The sequence below is a fragment of the Kitasatospora sp. NPDC050463 genome (genome assembly GCF_040655255.1).
GTDB lineage: Bacteria > Actinomycetota > Actinomycetes > Streptomycetales > Streptomycetaceae > Kitasatospora.
In genome coordinates, this window is record NZ_JBFAJO010000016.1 from 67,846 (window position 1) to 87,186 (window position 19,341).

Annotated in this window: 13 protein-coding genes and 1 pseudogene; 3 read left to right on the forward strand and 11 right to left on the reverse strand. The window is 74.9% G+C overall.

Translation table 11 applies throughout. The features are described from left to right. Positions 1–79 precede the first annotated feature (79 nt). A complete protein-coding gene (locus AB0J08_RS12875; protein ID WP_329488057.1) occupies positions 80–778 on the reverse strand; it encodes a response regulator transcription factor in 699 nt (232 codons plus the stop codon). Further along, a complete protein-coding gene (locus AB0J08_RS12880; protein WP_360631510.1) occupies positions 771–2,252 on the reverse strand; it encodes a PspC domain-containing protein in 1,482 nt (493 codons plus the stop codon). Before AB0J08_RS12880 ends, AB0J08_RS12875 begins: the two co-directional genes overlap by 8 nt. Positions 2,253–2,385: 133 nt before the next feature. On the opposite strand from AB0J08_RS12880, the gene AB0J08_RS12885 reads away from it, so the two are divergent. Both AB0J08_RS12885 and AB0J08_RS12890 read left to right on the forward strand, forming a co-directional pair. Beyond that, the gene (locus AB0J08_RS12885; RefSeq protein WP_360631513.1) at positions 2,386–3,822 is read left to right on the forward strand and encodes a PspC domain-containing protein; all 1,437 of its coding nucleotides are present in this window, start codon (positions 2,386–2,388) and stop codon (positions 3,820–3,822) included. Next, complete coding sequence (locus tag AB0J08_RS12890; RefSeq protein ID WP_360631516.1) at positions 3,819–4,040, forward strand: hypothetical protein; 222 nt, start codon at positions 3,819–3,821, stop codon at positions 4,038–4,040. Before AB0J08_RS12885 ends, AB0J08_RS12890 begins: the two co-directional genes overlap by 4 nt. A gap of 26 nt (positions 4,041–4,066) precedes the next feature. On the opposite strand, the gene AB0J08_RS12895 is transcribed toward AB0J08_RS12890, so the two are convergent. From AB0J08_RS12895 to AB0J08_RS12930, 8 genes and pseudogenes are all read right to left on the reverse strand, one after another. Then, positions 4,067–4,501: a Rieske (2Fe-2S) protein gene (locus tag AB0J08_RS12895; protein ID WP_360631653.1), complete on the reverse strand. Its 435-nt coding sequence runs from the start codon at positions 4,499–4,501 to the stop codon at positions 4,067–4,069. Between the two features lie 57 nt (positions 4,502–4,558). Then, a pseudogene (locus AB0J08_RS12900) lies at positions 4,559–4,978 on the reverse strand (DoxX family membrane protein); the annotation flags it as partial. 340 nt (positions 4,979–5,318) lie between these two features. Further along, positions 5,319–6,914 (reverse strand): glutamine-hydrolyzing GMP synthase, encoded by a 1,596-nt coding sequence (gene guaA / locus AB0J08_RS12905; protein ID WP_360631519.1) that lies wholly within the window; start codon positions 6,912–6,914, stop codon positions 5,319–5,321. A 1,076-nt stretch (positions 6,915–7,990) separates the two neighbouring features. Continuing rightward, positions 7,991–9,577: a hypothetical protein gene (locus AB0J08_RS12910; RefSeq protein WP_360631522.1), complete on the reverse strand. Its 1,587-nt coding sequence runs from the start codon at positions 9,575–9,577 to the stop codon at positions 7,991–7,993. Positions 9,578–9,862: 285 nt separating this feature from the next. Further along, positions 9,863–11,665 carry a GMC family oxidoreductase gene (locus AB0J08_RS12915; RefSeq protein ID WP_360631526.1) on the reverse strand — a complete coding sequence of 601 codons (1,803 nt, stop codon included), beginning with the start codon at positions 11,663–11,665 and terminating at the stop codon, positions 9,863–9,865. A 70-nt stretch (positions 11,666–11,735) separates the two neighbouring features. Beyond that, positions 11,736–13,379, reverse strand: coding sequence for a succinic semialdehyde dehydrogenase (locus tag AB0J08_RS12920; protein WP_360631529.1), 1,644 nt, complete (start codon positions 13,377–13,379; stop codon positions 11,736–11,738). A gap of 141 nt (positions 13,380–13,520) precedes the next feature. Further along, positions 13,521–15,302, reverse strand: a complete 1,782-nt coding sequence (locus tag AB0J08_RS12925) for a protein kinase (protein ID WP_360631532.1) — start codon at positions 15,300–15,302, stop codon at positions 13,521–13,523. A 158-nt stretch (positions 15,303–15,460) separates the two neighbouring features. After that, complete coding sequence (locus AB0J08_RS12930; RefSeq protein ID WP_360631535.1) at positions 15,461–16,555, reverse strand: protein kinase; 1,095 nt, start codon at positions 16,553–16,555, stop codon at positions 15,461–15,463. 111 nt (positions 16,556–16,666) lie between these two features. Between AB0J08_RS12930 and AB0J08_RS12935 the strand changes: the two genes are divergently transcribed. Then, entirely contained in the window at positions 16,667–17,200 is a 534-nt protein-coding gene (locus AB0J08_RS12935) for an SHOCT domain-containing protein (RefSeq protein WP_360631538.1), read from the forward strand. A 77-nt stretch (positions 17,201–17,277) separates the two neighbouring features. Here AB0J08_RS12935 and AB0J08_RS12940 read toward each other — a convergent pair whose 3' ends face one another. Then, positions 17,278–19,263 (reverse strand): serine/threonine-protein kinase, encoded by a 1,986-nt coding sequence (locus AB0J08_RS12940; protein ID WP_360631541.1) that lies wholly within the window; start codon positions 19,261–19,263, stop codon positions 17,278–17,280. Between the last annotated feature and the right edge of the window lie 78 nt (positions 19,264–19,341).

The window sequence follows — 19,341 nt, forward strand, 5'->3', positions numbered from 1 at the left end:
CCTACGAGTCTATGGCCCCGCACTGACAAGCCCGCCCGGCCGGAAGGAATCCGGGCCGGGCGGGAGGCGTCGGGGGCGGTCAGACCAGGCGGCGGGCCGTGGCCCACCGGGTCAGCTCGTGCCGGTTGCTCAGCTGGAGCTTGCGCAGCACCGCCGAGACGTGGCTCTCCACCGTCTTCACCGAGATGAACAGCTGCTTCGCGATCTCCTTGTACGCGTAGCCGCGCGCGATCAGCCGCAGCACCTCGCGCTCGCGCTGGGTCAGCCGGTCGAGGTCCTCGTCCACCGGCGGGGTGTCCGTGGCGGCGAAGGCGTCCAGCACGAAGCCGGCCAGCCGCGGCGAGAACACCGCGTCGCCGTCGGCGATCCGGAAGACCGCGTTGACCAGGTCGGTGCCGGTGATCGTCTTGGTGACGTACCCGCGGGCACCACCGCGGATCACCCCGATGACGTCCTCGGCGGCGTCGGAGACGGACAGCGCCAGGAACTTCACCTGCTCGCCCATCAGCCCGGCCGAGCGGCGCAGCACCTCGACCCCGCCGCCGCCCGGCAGGTGGACGTCGAGCAGCACCACGTCGGGCCTGGTCTCGGCGACCACGCGGACCGCCGACTCCACGTCGTCGGCCTCACCGACCACGTCGATGCCGGTGACCTCGGTGCGCCCGATCTCGGCGCGCACCCCCGTGCGGAACATCCGGTGGTCGTCGACCAGCACGACCCGCGCGACCCTTCCCCCGCCCTCGGCCGGGGTCCCCCCCGTCGGCGCTGCGTCAGTCATTCGTTCTCTCCATCTCCAGCTCGACCTCGGTGCCGCCGTCCGGCGCGGGCCGCACCCGTGCGGTGCCGCCGTGGCGCTTCATCCGGCCGATGATCGACTCGCGGACACCCATCCGGTCCTCGGGCACCGAGTCGGGATCGAAGCCGGGGCCGTGGTCGCGTACGAACACCGACACCGTCTCTCCCTCCACCTCGGCGTAGACCTGGACCGGTCCCCCGCCACCGTACTTGGCCGCGTTGACCGTCGCCTCCCTCGCGGCCTGCATCTGCGCGGCGATCCGCTCGTCCATCGGGCAGTCGCCGACCACGACCAGCTCGACCGGGACGCCGTGCCGGTCCTCGACCTCGGCGACCACCGCGCGCAGGCTCTCCGCCATGGTGTCCGGCGCGTCCTCGGCGACCGCCTCCGGGCGGTAGAGCCAGAGCCGCAGCTCGCGCTCCTGGGCCCGGGCGAGCCGCAGCACCTCCTTCGGGTCCTCGGCCCGGCGCTGGATCAGGGTCAGGGTGTGCAGCACCGAGTCGTGGACGTGCGCCGCGATCTCGGCCCGCTCCTGGGCGCGGATGCGGGCGGTCCGCTCGGCGCCCAGGTCCTGCCACATCCGCAGCGCGTACGGGCCCACCAGCACCAGGACGCCGGCCAGCACCGCCAGCGAGGCCTCGACCACCGAGCCGAGCGTGGAGCCGCTGCCCTGCATGGCGAGGAAGGCGATGGTGCCGGCCACCACCAGCAGCACGCCGCCGCCGACCCGGGTGTAGGCGCCGCGCCGCTTCTCGCCCTCCTCCAGGCCGAACCAGCGCTGCCAGCGGGAATCGTCGGCCTGCCGCCAGACCAGCGCGACACCGACGCCGATCGCCAGCAGCGGCCAGGTGTAGGGCCGGGCGGTCTGCACGCCGAGCACGCTGAGCAGGGCGATCAGACCGATCACCATCATGACCAGCGCGGCGAGCTGGCCCAGTCCGCCCTGGCGCCTCCCGGAGGCCGACCGGGCCGGAGTGCTCTCCCCGCCCGGTTCGGCCGCAGCCGTGGCGGGCTCGCCCTGCAGGGCATGCTGGAGCAGTTCGCGCAGCCGGCCGATCCAGCCGCGCCGGCCCTTGCTCAGCTCCGCCCCGGAGGCACCGGAGGCCTGCCAGGAGCCGGACGGCACGAAGGCGCCGTTGACGTAGACCCAGTGCGCACCGCCGCGCTGCGCGGGCTCGCCGATGCCGATCGGCACCACGAACCAGAACGCCGCGTACAGCAGCGCGCCGATCCCCTGCGCGAAGAAGAGCAGCACGAAGGCGACCCGGACCCAGGCGACCGGCAGCCCGAGGTGCACCGCGAGCCCGTGCGCGACGCCGCCGAGCATCCGGCCCTGCGGGCTCCGGTAGAGCCGCCGGTACGGCGGGCGCTCGCCGCCGGGCGCGGCCGGGTCGGCGCTCGCCGCCGTCGCGGTGTCGGGGGCGAGGGGTCGGGGATCGGTACCGGGTGCTGCCACGGCACCGATGGTTCCACGCGCGCGGGCCCGGGCGCATCAGGGTGGAGCCCCCATCCGTCTCAGGGACAAGTCAGGGTCCGGACAGGGCTTCCACCGGTTGGGCGGGGCCACGGAAGCCACCAGGATGGTGGGCATGACCGAAGACCACCGCATCCAGGAGACCGGGCCGAGCGCCCCGCCGGCACCGGACCGGCCGCCGCTGAACCGCACCGAGCACCACCGCGTGGTGGCCGGTGTCTGCGGCGGCCTGGGCCGGCACCTGGACATCGACCCGGTGGTCTTCCGGGTGGTGACGGTCGTGCTCTGCCTCTCCGGCGGCCTCGGTCTGTTCCTGTACGGGCTGGCCTGGCTGATCGTCCCGACCGAGTCGGTCCCCGACGGCCGGGGCGGCAGCAGGGCGGGCCGCACCGAGCTCCAGCGGGTGCTCACCGGCCGGGTGGACGGCCAGTCGATCGGCGCGGTGCTGCTGACCGTGATCGGCACCGGTGTCTTCTTCGCCTCGATGGGCGACGGGGACACGCTGTTCCCGCTGCTGCTGCTCGCGGCCCTGGTCTTCCTGGCGGTCCGCTACGACCCGGAGCGGCGCCACGGCCGCCTGCGGGGGCGCCGGCGCGGCCGGGAGCGGCGGCCCGGCCCGTACGACCGGTGGTTCCCCGAGTCGGAGCCGTCGGCCGTCGACCACTCCTGGCCGGGCACGGACGAGAACGGGCGGGCCCGCGAGCGGCACGCCCGGGAACGGGCGGCCGGCACGGTGCCGACCGACACCCCGCACGCCGGCCCGAGCGGCTACCTGTGGGACCCCCGCCACCCCGAGCGCAACCCGTACGGCGCAACCGCCGGCCCGCCGCCCGGCGGGCCGGCGCAGCCGTGGTGGCAGCGCACCGACCTGCCCGAGGGCGACCCGCTGCGCAAGGGCGGCCCGGCGGGCCCGCCGCCGCGGCCGGTGGTGGTGCGCCACCGGCACGAGCGCTCGCCGCTCGGCCTGGTCGGGCTGCTCCTGGCGGTCGGCGCGGCCAGCGCGGTCTGGTCGGCCTCCGCTCACGGCGACGCCAAGGTGGTGACCGGTACGGTGCTGGCCACCGCGCTGCTGGTGGTCGGGCTGACCCTGCTGGTCGCCGCCAGGTACGGCCGGGCCCGCAAGCTGGTCGTGCCGGGCCTGCTGCTCACCCTGGTGCTGGCGTTCTCGGGCGGCTCGTCGTTCTCCGTCCGGAACGCGCTCGGCGACCGCGACTGGACCGTCGTCGCGGCGAGCGACCTGGAGGACCGGTACACCCTCGGACTCGGCGACGCCAAGCTCGACCTCACCGGGCTCGACCCGGCCGGCGGCACCCTGCGGAGCACCGTCGAAGTCGGTGCCGGGCAGCTGACCGTCCTGGTGCCGCCGGACGTGACGGTGAACCTGGAGACCAGGGTCGGGCTGGGCAACGTCAAGGTGCCCGGGGCGGACGAGGTCAGCGGCAACAGCTCCCGCAGCTTCGAGCTGCACCCCGTGAACGGTCAGGCATCCAAGGGCACGCTCGACCTCAGGCTGATGGTCGGGCTCGGCGACATCAAGGTGGTCCAGTCGTGAGGAAGCACCAGCTCGATCTGTTCTCGCTGATCGCGGGCGGGCTGTTCACCGTGATCGCGGTGCTCTACCTGGTGGCGGCGCTGAACGACATCTCCGTGAACGGCCGGATCGTCATCCCGGTGACCTTCATCGTGCTCGGCGTCGGCGGGCTGGCGGGCGCGGTCGCGGCTGCGGTGCGGCGCGACCGCCGGGACCCGCGGGACCAGGAGGCGCCCTGACGGCCGGGCGTTCCCGGCCGTCCCGTTCAGCTCTGCAGCGGGCCGAGGTTCAGCTTGTCGCCGTCCTTGGTGACGCCGTACCTGGGCAGCGGCTTGGTGGCCGGACCGTTGACCACCGCGCCGGTGGCCGCGTCGAACCGGGAGCCGTGGCACGGGCAGTACAGCTGGCCGTTCTTCGGCGCGTCGACCGCGCAGCCGGAGTGCGTGCAGGCCGAGGAGAAGGCGCAGTACTGGCCGGCCTTGGGCTGGACGATGTAGACCGCGTCGCCGGTGGCCGGGTCCTTGACCTGGGCCGAGCCGCCGACCGGGACGCTCGCGGCGTCCACCGAGACGGCCGGCCCGGCGGGCGCCGGCGCGGCCGACGGCCCGACGGCCTTCTTGTCCCGCCCGAAGGTGGCGGTCAGCGAGCCGGTGAGCAGCCCGGCGCCACCGATCGCGACGGCCGCGATCCCGCCGTCCACCAGCGCCCGCCGACGAGCGTGCTGCTCGCGCAGCCCGCGCTCACGGTCCCGGGCGGCCCGCCGGGCCAGGTAGCCGTCCAGCGAGAGGTACGGGGTGCCGGCCAGCACCAGCGGGGTCCACGCCATCAGGTAGACGAGGTCGTTGCCGAGGTAGTACGGCGAGACGTTCCAGCTGACGGTCAGCCAGAGGCTGAGGTTGATCAGCGCGCCGCCGACGGCCGCGACCCGGCCCCAGAGGCCGAGCAGGGTGCCGAGGCCGACCGCCAGCTCACCGAAGGCGATGGCGAGCGCGAACAGGGTAGGCGCGTGGAGCGTGGCGCCGAGCAGGAACGAGATCGGGCTGGAGCCCTCGGCCGCCCGGGTCTGCGAGACGAAGGACGCCGGGTCGCCCGCGCCGGCCAGGTAGTGCGTGTCGGCGAGCTTGTCCAGCGCCGCGTAGACGAAGGTGACGCCCAGGAAGATCCGCAGCGGCAGCAGCGCGTACCGGGAGGCGGCCGCCTTGAGCTGGGCCGCCCGCTCGGCCCAGCCGCCGCTCGCCGCCGCTCCGGTCGCCGTGGAGTCGCCGTCTGCCGTGGAGTCGCTGGTCGCCACGGAGCTGCTGGCCTCCGACATCCCTCACACCTTCCTTCACGGCCCGCCATCACCTGACGGGTCCGGTCCGCATTCTGCACGCTCGTGAACGCTTTCGGTGGGAGATCCCACCCGGTGGGCGCCCGGTGCCCCGGTCGTCCACCGCGAACGGCCGCGCCGCCGCTCCCTTGTGTACGGGAACGACGGCGCGGCCGTTCAATGCCGGTTCAACGCCGGCGGGGAGTGCCTACTCCCACTCGATGGTGCCCGGCGGCTTGCTGGTGCAGTCCAGCACCACGCGGTTCACGTCGGGGACCTCGTTGGTGATCCGGGTGGAGATCTTCGCCAGCACGTCGTACGGCAGGCGCGACCAGTCGGCCGTCATGGCGTCCTCGGAGGAGACCGGGCGCAGCACGATCGGGTGGCCGTACGTCCGGCCGTCGCCCTGGACACCGACGCTGCGGACGTCCGCGAGCAGCACCACCGGGCACTGCCAGATCTCCCGGTCCAGACCGGCCGCGGTCAGCTCCTCGCGGGCGATCGCGTCGGCCTCGCGGAGCAGGTCGAGACGCTCCTTGGTGACCTCGCCGACGATCCGGATGCCCAGACCCGGGCCCGGGAACGGCTGGCGCTGGACGATCTCCTCCGGCAGGCCGAGCTCCTGGCCGACCATCCGGACCTCGTCCTTGAACAGCTTGCGCAGCGGCTCGACCAGCTGGAACTGCAGGTCCTCGGGCAGACCGCCGACGTTGTGGTGGGACTTGATGTTGGCGGTGCCGGTGCCGCCGCCGGACTCCACCACGTCCGGGTACAGGGTGCCCTGGACCAGGAAGTCCACGGACTCGCCGTGCTCGCCGGCCTCGGCCACGATCTCGGCCTGCGCCTGCTCGAAGACCCGGATGAACTCCCGGCCGATGATCTTGCGCTTCTCCTCCGGGTCGCTGACGCCCTTCAGCGCGTTCAGGAAGCGCTCCTGCGCGTCGACGACCTTCAGCTGCACGCCGGTGGCCGCGACGAAGTCCTTCTCGACCTGCTCGGTCTCGCCCTTGCGCATCAGGCCGTGGTCGACGTAGACGCAGGTCAGCTTGGTGCCGATGGCCTTGTTGACCAGGGCCGCCGCGACCGCGGAGTCCACGCCGCCGGAGAGGCCGCAGATGGCGCGCTTGTCGCCGACCTGGGCGCGGATCAGCGCGACCTGCTCGTCGACCACGTTGCCGGTGGTCCAGGTCGGCGCGATGCCGGCGCCGCGGTAGAGGAAGTGCTCCAGGATCTGCTGACCGTGGTCGGAGTGCAGCACCTCGGGGTGGTACTGCACGCCGTAGAGGCGGGCCTCGTCGTTCTCGAAGGCCGCGACCGGCACCACGTCGGTGGAGGCGGTGACGGTGAAGCCCTCGGGCGCGGCGGAGCAGGCGTCCCCGTGCGACATCCAGACCGAGTGCTGCGCCGGGACGCCCTCGAACAGGGTCGAGCCGGTGCGGGAGACGACCAGCGGGGTGCGGCCGTACTCGCGGGCGCCGCTGTTGTCGACGGTGCCGCCGAGGGTCTTGGCCATCAGCTGGAAGCCGTAGCACATGCCGAAGACCGGCACGCCGGCCTCGAAGATCGCGCGGTCGAGCTGCGGCGCGCCCTGCTCGTAGACCGACGAGGGGCCGCCGGAGAGGATGATCGCCTTCGGGTTCTTGGCGAGCATCTCGGCGACCGGCATGCTGCTCGGCACGATCTCGCTGTAGACCCGGGCCTCACGCACCCGACGGGCGATGAGCTGGGCGTACTGGGCGCCGAAGTCGACCACCAGAACGGTGTCGGTCTCAGGCACGGACTGGTCGGGAATAGCAGAGGACACGGACGGCCTTCCGGCAGCGGTATCTAGAGGTGTCGCGGAACACGCCCCCCGGAGGGCGGCGGCGGGCGACGGGAGGGGGTCTGGAAACGAGTCTACCGGGCTGGCCGGTTTCACTCGTCTGCACCTCCAAGAGGCCGTGACCGGCCGGGCGGCCGCTTCGTTGGATCTCACGACCGCACGACCGCGCCGCGCCTGCCAGGTGCGCCGCCTCCGCCCCGGCAGGGGCGCCGCCGTGCGGGCTTGCAGGACCACGCGTGGAGCTCATCCCAGTCCACCGGCGCGCGTGGCGCCGCCGCGGTCCCGGCCCCGCCGGGAGCGGTGCGCCGTGGGACCGTGCGCGGGTGCAGCGGCCGGCCAGCAGGGGACAGCGACCCCGGCCGCGACTGGACCCAAGGAGGTGGGGCGGCCGGCCCCGGGGACGCCCGGGTGCCGGCCGCCGCACCCCTGCGCACCCCGGGCGCACACCCTTCACCGTCCCGCTCCGCTACGCGCGTCCCTGTGCGCTCCGGCGCCACCACTACGCACGGTGATCATCGATAGCGCCCGCCGCCTGACTCGTCGGCGGCCGCCGGGCCCGTCCGGACGGACCGCCACGCACCGGCCGGGCCGAAAATGGACTGTGCCGAATCATGCCGAATCGGTTGCAGAGCAAGCCCTTCGTCCAGCACGATGCTGCTTGGAAGAGGTTCTCCCGGCGGCCGAAGGCCGACTGCGGAGTGCCGCCCCGTTGCCGCCGAGACCCGTGATGGCAACGATTGTCACCTCACGCTCCGTGAGCGAAAGCTCGGCGCAGGCATGCGCGCGGGCCCGCCCCGCCGCGTGTGGACGCGCCACGCGCGACCGGCCCACTCACGCCGGCGCCGCGACGGCGCCACCCAGAAGCCATTCGACGCGACGGCGCTCCTCCCCCGGCGCCGTCACCCCAGCACCGGCGCAGCCCTGACGCCGCGTGCTGAGCGACAAAGGGCCCCGTTCCCCCGCGGGGCCCTTTGCCCTGTCCGGGGCCGGTCGGAGCCGGCCGGCCGGCCGCCAACCGGGTGAGGGGGCGCGGACCGAAGTCCGCGCCCCCTCACCCGCTACTGCTGCTTGCGCCAGACGCTCGGGTCGACCGGGCCGACCTCGCCCGGCGGCCGCGCGGCGGGCACCCCGCCGGCCGGGTGCGCCGGCGGCTCCTCGTGCGAGCCGATCACCTCGCTCACCCCCGACGGCACCGAGGACTCCGGCGCGGCCCCGCCCTCCTGCGGCACGCGGCCCGGGGAAGGCGCCCGCTGGTACGGCACGTCCTGCGGCGCCGCCGCCCCGGGCGGGCCGACCTGCCGGCCGCCGATCGCGGCCGCCAGCAGCGGCGGCACCGCCAGCGCACCGACGGCCGCCCAGATCACGTTGGCCGCCAGCAGCGTGGCGAGGACCAGGCCGACCGCGTACTCGTGATCGAGCTCCCGCTGGCGACCGAAGTACGACGTGGTCGAGCTCGTCGAGAGCACCGCGCCGGCGATCGCCATCAGCAGGCTGAGCCCGGCCGCGTACACCACCGCCAGCCGGATCCGGTCGGCCGCGTCCAGCCGGCGCCGGTACGCCGTCCACCCCAGGAAGGCCACCGCAGCCAGCGCGAGCAGACCGGTCCACCGCCAGTCGGCGCTCTCGTGGTGCAGGTCGAAGAGGGAGAACTCGTCGCCGCCGGACGCGCCGGACACCCGGTCCGAGTCGGAGGAGGGGCCGCTCTCGCCACTGGTCCAGCTGAGCGTCGCCCCCGAACCCAGGCCGAGCAGCAGCAGGCCGACGTTGGGCAGGACGGCCAGCGAGGCGCCGGCCTGCCCGTCCTCGCCCTGGGCGGAGATCAGCACGAAGCCGACCAGCGCGGCGAGGCCGACCGTCATCGCCAGCGCACGGCCCGCAGCCAGCGCGGCCACCGCCCAGCCGCGCACCGCGCGGTTGCGCCAGGCCGCCCAGCGCAGCGCGTCCGTGCCGTGCACGGTGAACGCCAGCAGTCCGGCGAGCAGCGCCGTCCAGCCGACGGCCTGGAGCCAGCCGGCGTCAGCCGAGTACGTCACCCCGCCGAACCGGTCGGAGTAGTCGTCCTCGCCGAACCCGACCCCGCCGTGCGGGGACCCGGGCCGCCAGGTGGTCCCGCAGACGAGGCCGATCAGCAGGGTCACCGCCGCCGCGGCCACCGCGGTGCGCAGCGCCTCACCGGCCGCCTGCCGCCTGGTCGGCTGCTCACCGGTACGAACCTGCCGGCGGCGCGCGCCGGCCCGCAGACCGAGCCAGAGCGCGAACAGCCAGAGCGCGGTGACCGTCATCGGCACCGCCCGCACGAGCACCTCCCCGCCGCCGTCCGAGTAGCGGCCCCCGCCGGAGAAGCCCAGCTCGAACGGGGCACCGAGGGCGGCCAGGGCCAGCGCCAGCGCGCCGCCGAACCGCTTGCCGAAGGACGGCGCCTTGAAGAGGTAGAAGAAGGTGTAGTCGTCCGGGATCGCCGCGATCAGCGCCGCCAGGAACAGCACCGCGGTCGGCGCGATCAGCACCCTGAACGCCGGCCACCAGTCCTCGCCGGTGAGCCCGCGCAGGACGGCCGGGCGGGCGGCGGCCGGGTCGTAGGGCCGGCCGGCCCCCCAGCCGCCCACCGCCGGGGGTGCCGGGACGGGTGGGGGCGGGGGCGTCACCGGCACGACGGGCGGAGCGGGCGGCTGATAGGTGGCCCCGGCGGGCGGCGCCGAGGGCAGAGCGGGCGGCGGCGGGGGCGGCGGCGGCGTGAGCGGCCGCCCGCAGGAGGCGCAGGCGAGCGCCCCTTCCCCCGAAGCCGCGCCGCATGATGCGCAGATGGCCATGGACCGCGATCCCCCCGTGAACGGTTCTCCCTGGTCCCCCCAGGGAGCCCGTTTATCCCACCGTGCCCGGACGGCTGTCAACCGGCCCCGGCCAGGAGTCGCGCGGCACCGGGCAGTGCGTCAGGAGGCCGTTCCACCAAGCTTCTTGGGCACCTTCGGCACGGCCAGAAGTGGCAGCCGCAGCGCGCCGAACGCCTCCGCCGGCACCGCCGGGCGCACCGGCGCCACCGCCTCGACCCGCCGGTACGCCTCGCCCGGGGCCGGGCGGCCGTCCGCCTCGCCCTTGTTGGGCCACATCGACATGGCCCGCTCGGCCTGCGCGGTGATCGTCAGCGAGGGGTTCACCCCGAGGTTCGCGGAGACCGCCGAACCGTCCACCACGCTGATCCCGGGGTGGCCGTAGAGCCGGTGGTACGGGTCGACCACGCCGGTCTCCGCGGAGTCGCCGATCGGGCAGCCGCCGAGGAAGTGGGCGGTCATCGGGATGTCGAAGATCTCGCCGACGGTACCGCCCGCGAAGCCGTTGATCTCCTCCGCCAGCGCCTGGGCGCCCTGCTCGGCCGCCGGGATCCAGCTCGGGTTGGGCGCGCCGTGGCCCTGGGTGGAGGTCAACTGGCCCTTGCCGAGGCCCTTGGTCTTCAGCGAGACGGTGATCGAGTTGTCCAGCGACTGCATCACCAGGCCGATGATGGTCTTCTCCGACCAGCGGTGCTGGTTCATCGACCGGGCGAAGGTCACCGGGTGCCGGGCCGCCGTCCCCAGGTAGCGCAGCCAGCGGGGCCCCTTGCCGCCACCCTTGACCTGCATGATCGACAGCGCGCCCATGGCATTGGAGCCCTTGCCGTAGCGCACCGGCTCGATGTGGGTGTTCTCGTCCGGGTGGATCGAGGAGGTGATCGCGACGCCCTTGGTGAAGTCCGCCCGGCTGCCGTAGCGCCGGTCGGTGGTCTGCGCGCCGACCAGCGCCTCGGAGTTCGTCCGGGTCAGCTCGCCGAGCCGGCCGGAGATCCGCGGCAGGTGACCGCCGTCGCGCATCCGGTGCAGCAGCGACTGGGTGCCGTAGGTGCCGGCCGCGACCACCACCCGGGCGGCGGTGATCGTCCGCGCCCCCGCCTTCACCGGATCGGTCGTGGAGCGGGCGTCGGTCCGGCGGACGTCCACCGCGAAGCCCTCCCCGTGCTCGCGGATCCGGGCCACCGTGGTGAGCGGGTGGATCTCGGCGCCGCCGCGCTCGGCCAGGTAGAGGTAGTTCTCGGTGAGCATGTTCTTCGCGCCGTGCCGGCACCCGGTCATGCACTCGCCGCACTCCACGCAGGCCCGCCGCGCCGGGCCGGCGCCGCCGAAGTACGGGTCGGCGACCTCCTCGCCGGGCGCCGCCCCGGCCGTGTGGTCGGCGTCCTTCCCGTCGCCGAAGAAGACCCCGACCGGCGCCAGGTGGAAGGTGTCCCCGACGCCCATCTTCTCGGCCGCCGCGCGCAGATGGACGTCGGACGGGGTGACGGTCGGGTTGAGCCGCACCCCGAGCATCCGCTGCGCCTGGTCGTAGAAGGGCGCCAACTCCTCCTGCCAGTCGGTGATGTGGCGCCACTGGCGGTCCTCGAAGAAGGCCTTCGGCGGCACGTACAGGGTGTTGGCGTAGTTCAGCGAGCCGCCACCGACCCCGGCGCCGGCCAGGATCATCACATTGGCCAGCAGGTGGATCCGCTGGATGCCGTACAGGCCGAGCCTGGGCGCCCACAGGTACTTGGCCAGGTCCCAGGAGTTCTTGGGCAGTTCGTCGCGCTCGAAGCGCCGCCCGGCCTCCAGGACGGCGACCCGGTACCCCTTCTCGGTCAGCCGCAGCGCGGAGACCGAACCACCGAAGCCCGAGCCGATCACGACCACGTCGTAGTCGAAGTCCGCCTCGTCGCGGGACCCCACCATGTGCCACTGCTCCTTCGCGAAACGAACGGACGTCAGGACCGGGCCGGCCGGCCCCGACGGACGGACCGGGCTACTTGAACCGCAGGGCCTTCAGCACCCGCAGCCCGCCGGTGAACACCGCGGCGAACTGCCGGTCGTCCAGGCCGAAGGCGGGCGCGAGCGGCATCACCCGCTGGCTGGCGATGGTCTGCGCCTCGGTGAACCGCAGGATGCCCTCGGCGCCGTGCCGCCGGCCGAGCCCCGACTCGCCCATGCCACCCATCGGCGAGCCGACCGACCCGTACGCCGCCGCGTAGGCCTCGTTGACGTTGACCGTGCCGGTGCGCAGGCGGGCCGCGATCGCCCGGCCGCGCCGCAGGTCCTTCGTCCAGACGCTGGAGTTGAGGCCGTACGGCGTGGAGTTGGCGGTGGTCACCGCCTCGTCCTCGGTATCGAAGCGGTACACCGAGACGACCGGCCCGAAGGTCTCTTCGGTGCAGACCGCCATCTCCGGGGTGACGCCGTCCAGGATGGTCGGCTCGTGGAAGAACGGGCCGAGGTCCGGCCGGGCGCGGCCGCCGGCCACCACGGTGGCGCCGGCCTTGACCGCCTCCTCCACGTGCCGGGTGGTGGCGTCCAACTGTCGTACGGAGACCAGCGATCCCATGTCCGCGCCGTAGGCCAGGCCACCGCCGAGGCGCAGCGCACGGGTCCGCTCGGCGAACTTCGCCAGGAACTCGTCGGCCACCGCGCGGTGCACCAGCAGCCGCTCGATCGAGATGCAGAGCTGGCCGGCGGAGGAGAAGCAGGCCCGGACGGCCCCCTCCGCGGCCCGGTCGAGGTCGGCGTCGGCGAGCACCAGCATGGCGTTCTTGCCGCCGAGTTCGAGCGAGGCTCCGACCAGCCGGGCGGCGGCGCGCTGGGCGACCTCGCGGCCGGTGCGGGTCGAGCCGGTGAACGAGACGTAGTCGGCGTGCTCGACCACGGCCGGCCCGACCACCGGGCCGTCGCCGACCACGATCTGCCAGAGGTCGGCCGGCAGCCCGGCCTCGACCAGCAGCTCGCGGGCCCAGAGCGCGGTCAGCGCGGTCTGCGTGTCCGGCTTGTTGACCACCGCGTTGCCGGCAACGAAGGCCGGCAACGCGTCGCCGACGGACAGCTCCAGCGGGTAGTTCCAGGGCGAGATGTGCCCGATCACGCCCTTGGGGCGGCGGGCCTCGACCGCCCGGGTGAGCAGCGGCAGGGCCCCGCCGTGCCGCTTGTCGCGCAGGTAGCCGTGCGCGGCGCGCCCGTAGTGCCGGGCCGCCATCGCGACGGCCAGCACCTCCTCGAAGGCGTGCAGCCGGGCCTTGCCGGTCTCGGCCTGGATGAGGTCCAGCACCTCGTCCTGGCGCTTGAGCAGCAGGTCGTGGAAGCGCAGCAGGACGGCGGCGCGGCGGCGCACCGGCAGCGCGGCCCAGGCCGGCTGGGCGCGCCGGGCCAGCTCGTAGGCGACCTCGACGTCGGCCGGGGTCGAGCGTGGCAGGCCGGCCAGCCGCTCACCGGTCAGCGGGGCGACGGTCTCCACCAGGTCCGGCTCGCCGGCCGCGGTGACCCCGGCGGCGAGGCGGGCGACCAGGGAGGGCGGGACGGCCGCGGCGACGGTGCGGCCGCCACCGGGGGCGGCGGGGTTGCGGTCCGCGGCGCCGGCGCCGGGCTGCCCGGAGACCGTGGCATCTGCTGTGAGGTCCGTCATGGGGCGCAGCCTAGGCGCTCGACGGCCGGTTCGGTACCCGGCGGTAACAAGAAACTGTCGGGGCCTGAGTGGCGCCCGCGGCCGTCGGCCCCGCCCTCCGGACGGCGGGCGGGCGGCGGACGGACGGGCGGACGGACGGGCTCAGCGGGTCGGGGTGAAGTCCTTGAGCACGGCGTTGAACCGCTGCTCCCCCTCCGGCCAGTCCTTGTCCGTGTCGGGGCTGGACAGGTAGATGGCGTAGCCGGTCCCGTCCGCGTCGATGAACTCCGCCTCTATCGCCCGCCGACGGCCGCCCTCCTTGGCCGCGTAGCTGAACTCCCAGACCGCCGCGTCGTGGCCGTTCACCAGGACGCTCGTCAGCTTGTGCTGGCGGTAGTCCTTCAGCTTCGAGACCGTGGTCTCCATCTGTCGCAGATGCTCCAGCGGCTTGACCGACTGGCCGACGGTGACGGCGAACTGGAGGTAGTGCGTCTTGTTGTCCGGACTGTAGAAGATCTGGTTGGCGGTGTCGGTGGTGCGCTGCCAGGGCGGAGTGGCCACCGGCAGGGGGAAGCGGAACCCTGCCGGATCGTCCACCCAGCGGTAGCCGGTGGGCGCCGGGCCGGTCCCGGCGGTGGCGGTGGGCTGTGGCTCCCCGGAGGCGGTCGGGGTGGGGCCCGGCACCCGGGTCCCGTGGTTCCGGGTCGCCAGGAAGGTCGCCCCGGCGGCCACCACGGCGACGACCAGCACGATCGCGGCGATCCGCAGCACTCCCCGGCGGGCGGCCGGGCCGCGCGCGGGCGAAACAGAGTGCGCTCCGGGCGCGAGTGAGGCGGAGTGCGCTCCGGGCGCGGGCGAGGCGGAGTGCGCTCCGGGCGCGACTGAGGAGCCCCGCGCCGTGTCGCCGACCACCCCGTCGAGTTCCACCGGCCCCGCACCCGCGCTCCCGACGGCCCCGACAGCCCGCGCCGGAGGCTGCGGCACGGTCGGCCCCTCGGACTCCCCGGCCGGAGCCGGCCCTGACGACGCGTCGGTCCGGTCGACCACCGGCACCGACTGGGTCGGCGCCTTGACCGGCGCGACGGGCTTGAAGCCCATCGTGTGCCCGGCCTTCACCTCGGCCAGCATCCGGGCCGCCTCGTCCGCACTCGGCCGCTCCGCCGGGTCCTTGGCCATCAGCGCGGCCAGGACCGGCCCCAGCGCCCCGGCCCGCCGCGGCTCCGGCAGCGGATCGCCGACCACCGCGGCCAGCGTGGTCAGCGGCGAGGTCCGGCGGAACGGCGACTCGCCCTCCACCGCCGCGTACATCGTCGCCCCGAGACCCCACAGGTCGGAGGCCGGGCCCGGCCGCTCGCCCTGGGCTCGCTCCGGCGCCAGGTAGTCCGGTGAGCCCACCAGGTCGCCCGGCCGGGTCAGTTCGGCCGAGCCCTCGTACGTCGCGATGCCGAAGTCCAGCAGCACCACCCGCCCGGTGCCGCGCTCCAGCAGGACGTTGGCCGGCTTCACGTCCCGGTGCAGCACGCCCAGCTGGTGACCGCGGTGCAGCGCGGCCAGCACCTGGCTGCCGACCTCGGCGACGGCGCGCGGCTGGAGGGTGCCGTCCTGGCTGATCACATCGGCCAGCGAGCGGCCGTCGACCAGCTCCATCACGATCCACGGCCGGCCGTCGTGCTCCAGCACGTCATGGACGGTGATCACCCCGGGGTGCTTGATCCGGGCGGCCGCGCTGGCCTCGCGCTTCATCCGGGCGTGCAGGATCTGCAGCTCCTCCTCGGGGAGGTGGCTGACGGTCAGCTCCTTGACCGCGACCTCGCGGTCCAGCATCCGGTCCCAGGCGCGCCAGACCGTGCCCATGCCGCCCCGGCCGAGCCGGTCGCCCAGCTCGTAGCGTCCGGCCAGCAGCCGCTCCCCCTCGGCCGCCTCCGGCCGGTCCTGCACGCCCATCGGCGACCGCTCCCCCTCCTCCACCTGCCGTCACCGCGACGGAGGGCCCGGTACAGACCACTTTTCGAACAGATCTCACGCACACCCTAGGCGCACCGCGCGGGCCCCGATAACCTCCCCCGTGCGCGGGAGAGTCGGCAACGGCCCGGCGGGCACCGTCAGCCTGCGAACATCACCACGGCCGCCACCCCGAGCACAAGCAGCAGGAACACCCCGCCGACCAGGACCGGGCCCAGCAGGGCCGGCGGCAGCAGCGGTGCCCGGCCCGGCAGCGGGCCGGCGCCCGCCGCCACCGGCTCCGGGGGCGGGGCACCGCGGCCGCGCCGACGCGGGCTCAGCGGCACCAGCGGGCCCTCCGAGCGCAGCGTGAGCGCCCGCGCCGCGCGCTCCTCGTCGGCCGGCTCCGGGGCGCCCGCGAGCAGGTCCGCCAGCTCCCGCCGGATCGCCGCCGCCGCCGGCCGCAGCGCCGGATCGGGCTGCAGCAGCCGCTCGACCAGCGGCGCCAGCGGGCCGCACACCGTCGACGGCTCCCGCCGACCGTCCCGCACCGCCGTCACCAGCTCCGGCACTCCCTGGTCGGGGTACGGCGAACGGCCCGTCACCAGCCGGTGCAGCAGCACGCCGAGCGCCCAGCAGTCGCCGGCCGGGCCGCCGTCCAGCGGCCAGCGCTCCGCCACCGAACCGACAAGGGTGGCCCGGACCTCGTACCGGCGGCGCCCGCCGGGCCCGCCCAGCTCCTCGGCCAGCGCCTCCTCGGCCACCCCGGGGAGCAGCCCGCCCAGCAGTGCCGCGCCGTCCTCGCAAACCAGGACCGACTCGACGGTCAGATTCCCGTGCGTGAGCCCGGCGCCGTGCAGCGCCCGCAGCGCGCCGGCCAGGTCCGCCGCCAACTCGGCCGCCCGGTACGGCGCGATCGGCCCGGCCGCGGTCAGGTCGGCCAGCAGCACCCCGGCCGGCCGCTCCTCCACCGTCCAGAGCAGCTCACCCTCGACGAACGCGCCGACGCCCTGCAGCAGCCTGGGGTGCACGGGTGCGGCCGAGCCCGCCTCGGCCACCCGGTGAACCAGCCGCTCGCCCTGCTCGGGGACGGGCTCGTCCGGATCATGACCGCTCGTCAGCAGAGCGGGCAGCTCCAGGGCGCACAGGAGGACGGTGGCTCCCGTCCGCTCGTCCACGGCGAACGCTCGCAGCGCCTCCGGACGGTCCGTCAGCCGGTAACGCCCCGCCAGTACCTGACCCGGACCCGCTCGCATGCGTGTTCCTCTCGCTCACCGCCCAGCCTAGGCCCTGCCCCGTCGATCCTCGTCGGGTGCGCGGCGACCGGCCGAACGGGGCCCGCCGACGGCCCCACTAGGCTCGGTCCCATGGACTGGACCGATCTGATCGACGCGGCCTTCGACGTGGCCGGCAACAGCAACCGTGACAACCGGGCCGAAGCCCTGCGCACCGTCGAGGCGAACGTCGTGCCCGACGAGAGGCCGGTCGCCTCCACGGCGGGGCGCCACCCGGACCACTTCCGCAAGGGCGTGCTGGTCCTCACCACCCAGCGGCTGCTCTTCCTCAAGGACGGCAAGCCGCCCGTCCCGGTTCCGCTCTCCGCGGTGACGGACGCGACCGTCAGCAGGAGCAGGTTGAACGGCGAGGTGCTGCTGGTGGTCGCGCTCACCGGCTCGCACCGGTTCGAGGACGTGGTCAAGGCCGAGGTGTTCGCCGAGCAGATCCGGGCCGCCGCCCGGCTGGCGCGCAGCACCGCGGCCGAGCTCCCGGCCGCGCCCGCGGCGCCGGCCGCCTCCGGCGCCGAGCTGCTCGACCAGTTGGAGCGACTCGCCGCCCTGCACGCCGCGGGGGCGCTCACCGACGAGGAATTCGGCCGCGCCAAGCAGCGCCTGATCGGCTGACGCCCGGCGGCGGGCCCCGGCCGCAGGGCGCCGCTTTCGGGCCTCGCGGCCCGGGGTGCCCTACGGCGCGGGGTGCCCTACGGCGCGGGCTGGAAGGTGTCGAAGGCGACCTGGCGGGCCTGCACGTTCGCCGGCGCGCTCCAGTCCGCGTCCTGCATGGTCCAGTAGATCGCGTACCCGTACTTGGCCGGGGTGCCGGTGACGAAGCCCCGGTTGAGCGAGTGCGTCCGAGGAGTGCCGTTGGTCCACTCCCAGTCGGCGGCGTTGGTCCACTCCCGGTAGGTGACGGCCTGCAGCTGCACCCGCTGGTAGTTGCTGACCTGGCCGCGCAGCCCGGGCTCGGACTCCTGCCAGTCGGCGACGGCGCTCTGGCCCGGGGTGGTGGTCCACTCGACCTTCAGGGTGCCGCCGTTGCCCTTGAAGACACGGCGGTTGGACTCCGAGCCGGCGGGCTGCAGCCAGTCCGGCAGGACGATCGAGAAGCCGGTCGGGTCCTTGTACTCGTGGTACCCGGCGGGCACCGTCGCACCGGTCGCCGTCGGGGCGGGCGGCGCCGGGGCGGGCGGCGCGGCCGGCGGCTGGGTCACGGGTGCGGCGACGGGCTGGGTCGAGGGCGCGGCGGCCGGGGTGGTCTCGGCCGCACCGGGCCCGCCGCCGACCGGGGCCGTCGCCGCACCCGGCGCGGCAGCCGAGGAGGTGCCGGGCCCCGCAGTGCCGGATCCCGCGGTGCCGGACCCGGCGGTGCCGACCGCCGAGGTGGCGCCCGCCCCCGGAGAGGTGGCACCCGCGCCGTTGGCGGTCCCGCCGTCGGCGCCGCCGAAGGCCCGCACCATCGCCACCACTCCGGCGATCAGCAGCAGCACCACGACCACGGTGACCACGGCCAGCCGCCGCCGGCCCTTGCGCGGGTCGGCACCGGCGGCCTGGGTCGCCCCCAGGGTCCACTCACTGGTCACCGGCCGGATCGGATCCGTCGCGGGTGCGGAGCCGGCCCCGGTGCCGGCGGCCTCGGCCGCGGGCGTCTCGGGCTCCGCGGCGGGTTGGGCGTCCTTGGCGCGGCTCCCCACCCGGACGGTACCGAGCAGCCCGGCGACCGTGCGACGGCCGGCGCCCCCGCCCGCGGGCTTCTCCTCGGCGCCGCCCTCGGCCTGGTCGGCCGCCCGCTCCGGGGCGGCCCCGGCGGCCGGCTTGATCGGCATCGCGTGCTCGGTGGTCGATTCCGCCCGGGTGGTGGCCTCGGCCACCACCCGCTTGAGCAGCGAGCGGGTCTGTGAGGCGTCCAGCCGCTCGGCCGGGTCCTTCGCCAACAGCCCCTCGATGACCGGCCGCAGCGGACCGGCGTTCAGCGGCGCGCCGAGCTCCTCGGTCATCACCGCCGTCAGGGTGGCGAGCGCCGAGCCCCGGTCGTACGGCGGCCGGCCCTCGACCATCGCGTACAGCGTGCCGCCCAGCGACCAGAGGTCGGCCGGCGGTCCGGGCTTCTGCCCGCGGGCCCGCTCCGGGGATATGTACGAGGGAGCGCCGACCAGCATGCCGGTGGAGGTCACCGAGGCGTCCCCCTCCACGCTGGCGATGCCGAAGTCGGTGAGCACCACCCGGCCGTCCTCGCCGATCAGCACGTTGGACGGCTTGACGTCACGGTGCAGGATGCCGTGGGCGTGGGCGGCGACGAGCACGCCCAGCACGTCCAGGGCGATCTCGGCGGCTCGGGCGGGCCGCAGCGGCCCGTCCTCCTTGATCACGTCCGCCAGCGAGCGGGACTCGACCAGCTCCATGACGATCCACGGCCGGTCGTCCTCCTCGACCACGTCGAAGACGGTGACGGCCGAGCTGTGCCGGATCCGGGCCGTCGCCTTGGCCTCGCGCAGCGTCCGGACGATCAGCCGGTGCTTCTCGTCCTCGTCGACGCTGCCGTTCATCCGCAGTTCCTTGACCGCGACGATCCGGCCCAGCATCTCGTCCTCGGCACGCCAGACGGTGCCCATGCCGCCGCGCCCGAGCACCGCGTCCAGCCGGTAGCGGCCGGCCAGGAGGCGGCCGGTGGAACCCTGCGCCTGGGTCATTCGGAACGTTCCCCCATGTGCTGCTGGCGGTCGAGGTGACGGCGCGTCGGCCCGGCGCGGGCCCGAACGCCAAGCCTC

Coding starts and splice junctions, on each gene's coding strand:
- AB0J08_RS12920 (WP_360631529.1), bottom strand. CDS start 13,379: ATGACGGACCTCACAGCAGATGCCACGGTCTCCGGGCAGCCCGGCGCC.
- AB0J08_RS12930 (WP_360631535.1), bottom strand. CDS start 16,555: ATGCGAGCGGGTCCGGGTCAGGTACTGGCGGGGCGTTACCGGCTGACG.
- AB0J08_RS12885 (WP_360631513.1), top strand. CDS start 2,386: ATGACCGAAGACCACCGCATCCAGGAGACCGGGCCGAGCGCCCCGCCG.
- AB0J08_RS12935 (WP_360631538.1), top strand. CDS start 16,667: ATGGACTGGACCGATCTGATCGACGCGGCCTTCGACGTGGCCGGCAAC.
- AB0J08_RS12940 (WP_360631541.1), bottom strand. CDS start 19,263: ATGACCCAGGCGCAGGGTTCCACCGGCCGCCTCCTGGCCGGCCGCTAC.
- AB0J08_RS12915 (WP_360631526.1), bottom strand. CDS start 11,665: ATGGTGGGGTCCCGCGACGAGGCGGACTTCGACTACGACGTGGTCGTG.
- AB0J08_RS12925 (WP_360631532.1), bottom strand. CDS start 15,302: ATGGGCGTGCAGGACCGGCCGGAGGCGGCCGAGGGGGAGCGGCTGCTG.
- AB0J08_RS12875 (WP_329488057.1), bottom strand. CDS start 778: ATGACTGACGCAGCGCCGACGGGGGGGACCCCGGCCGAGGGCGGGGGA.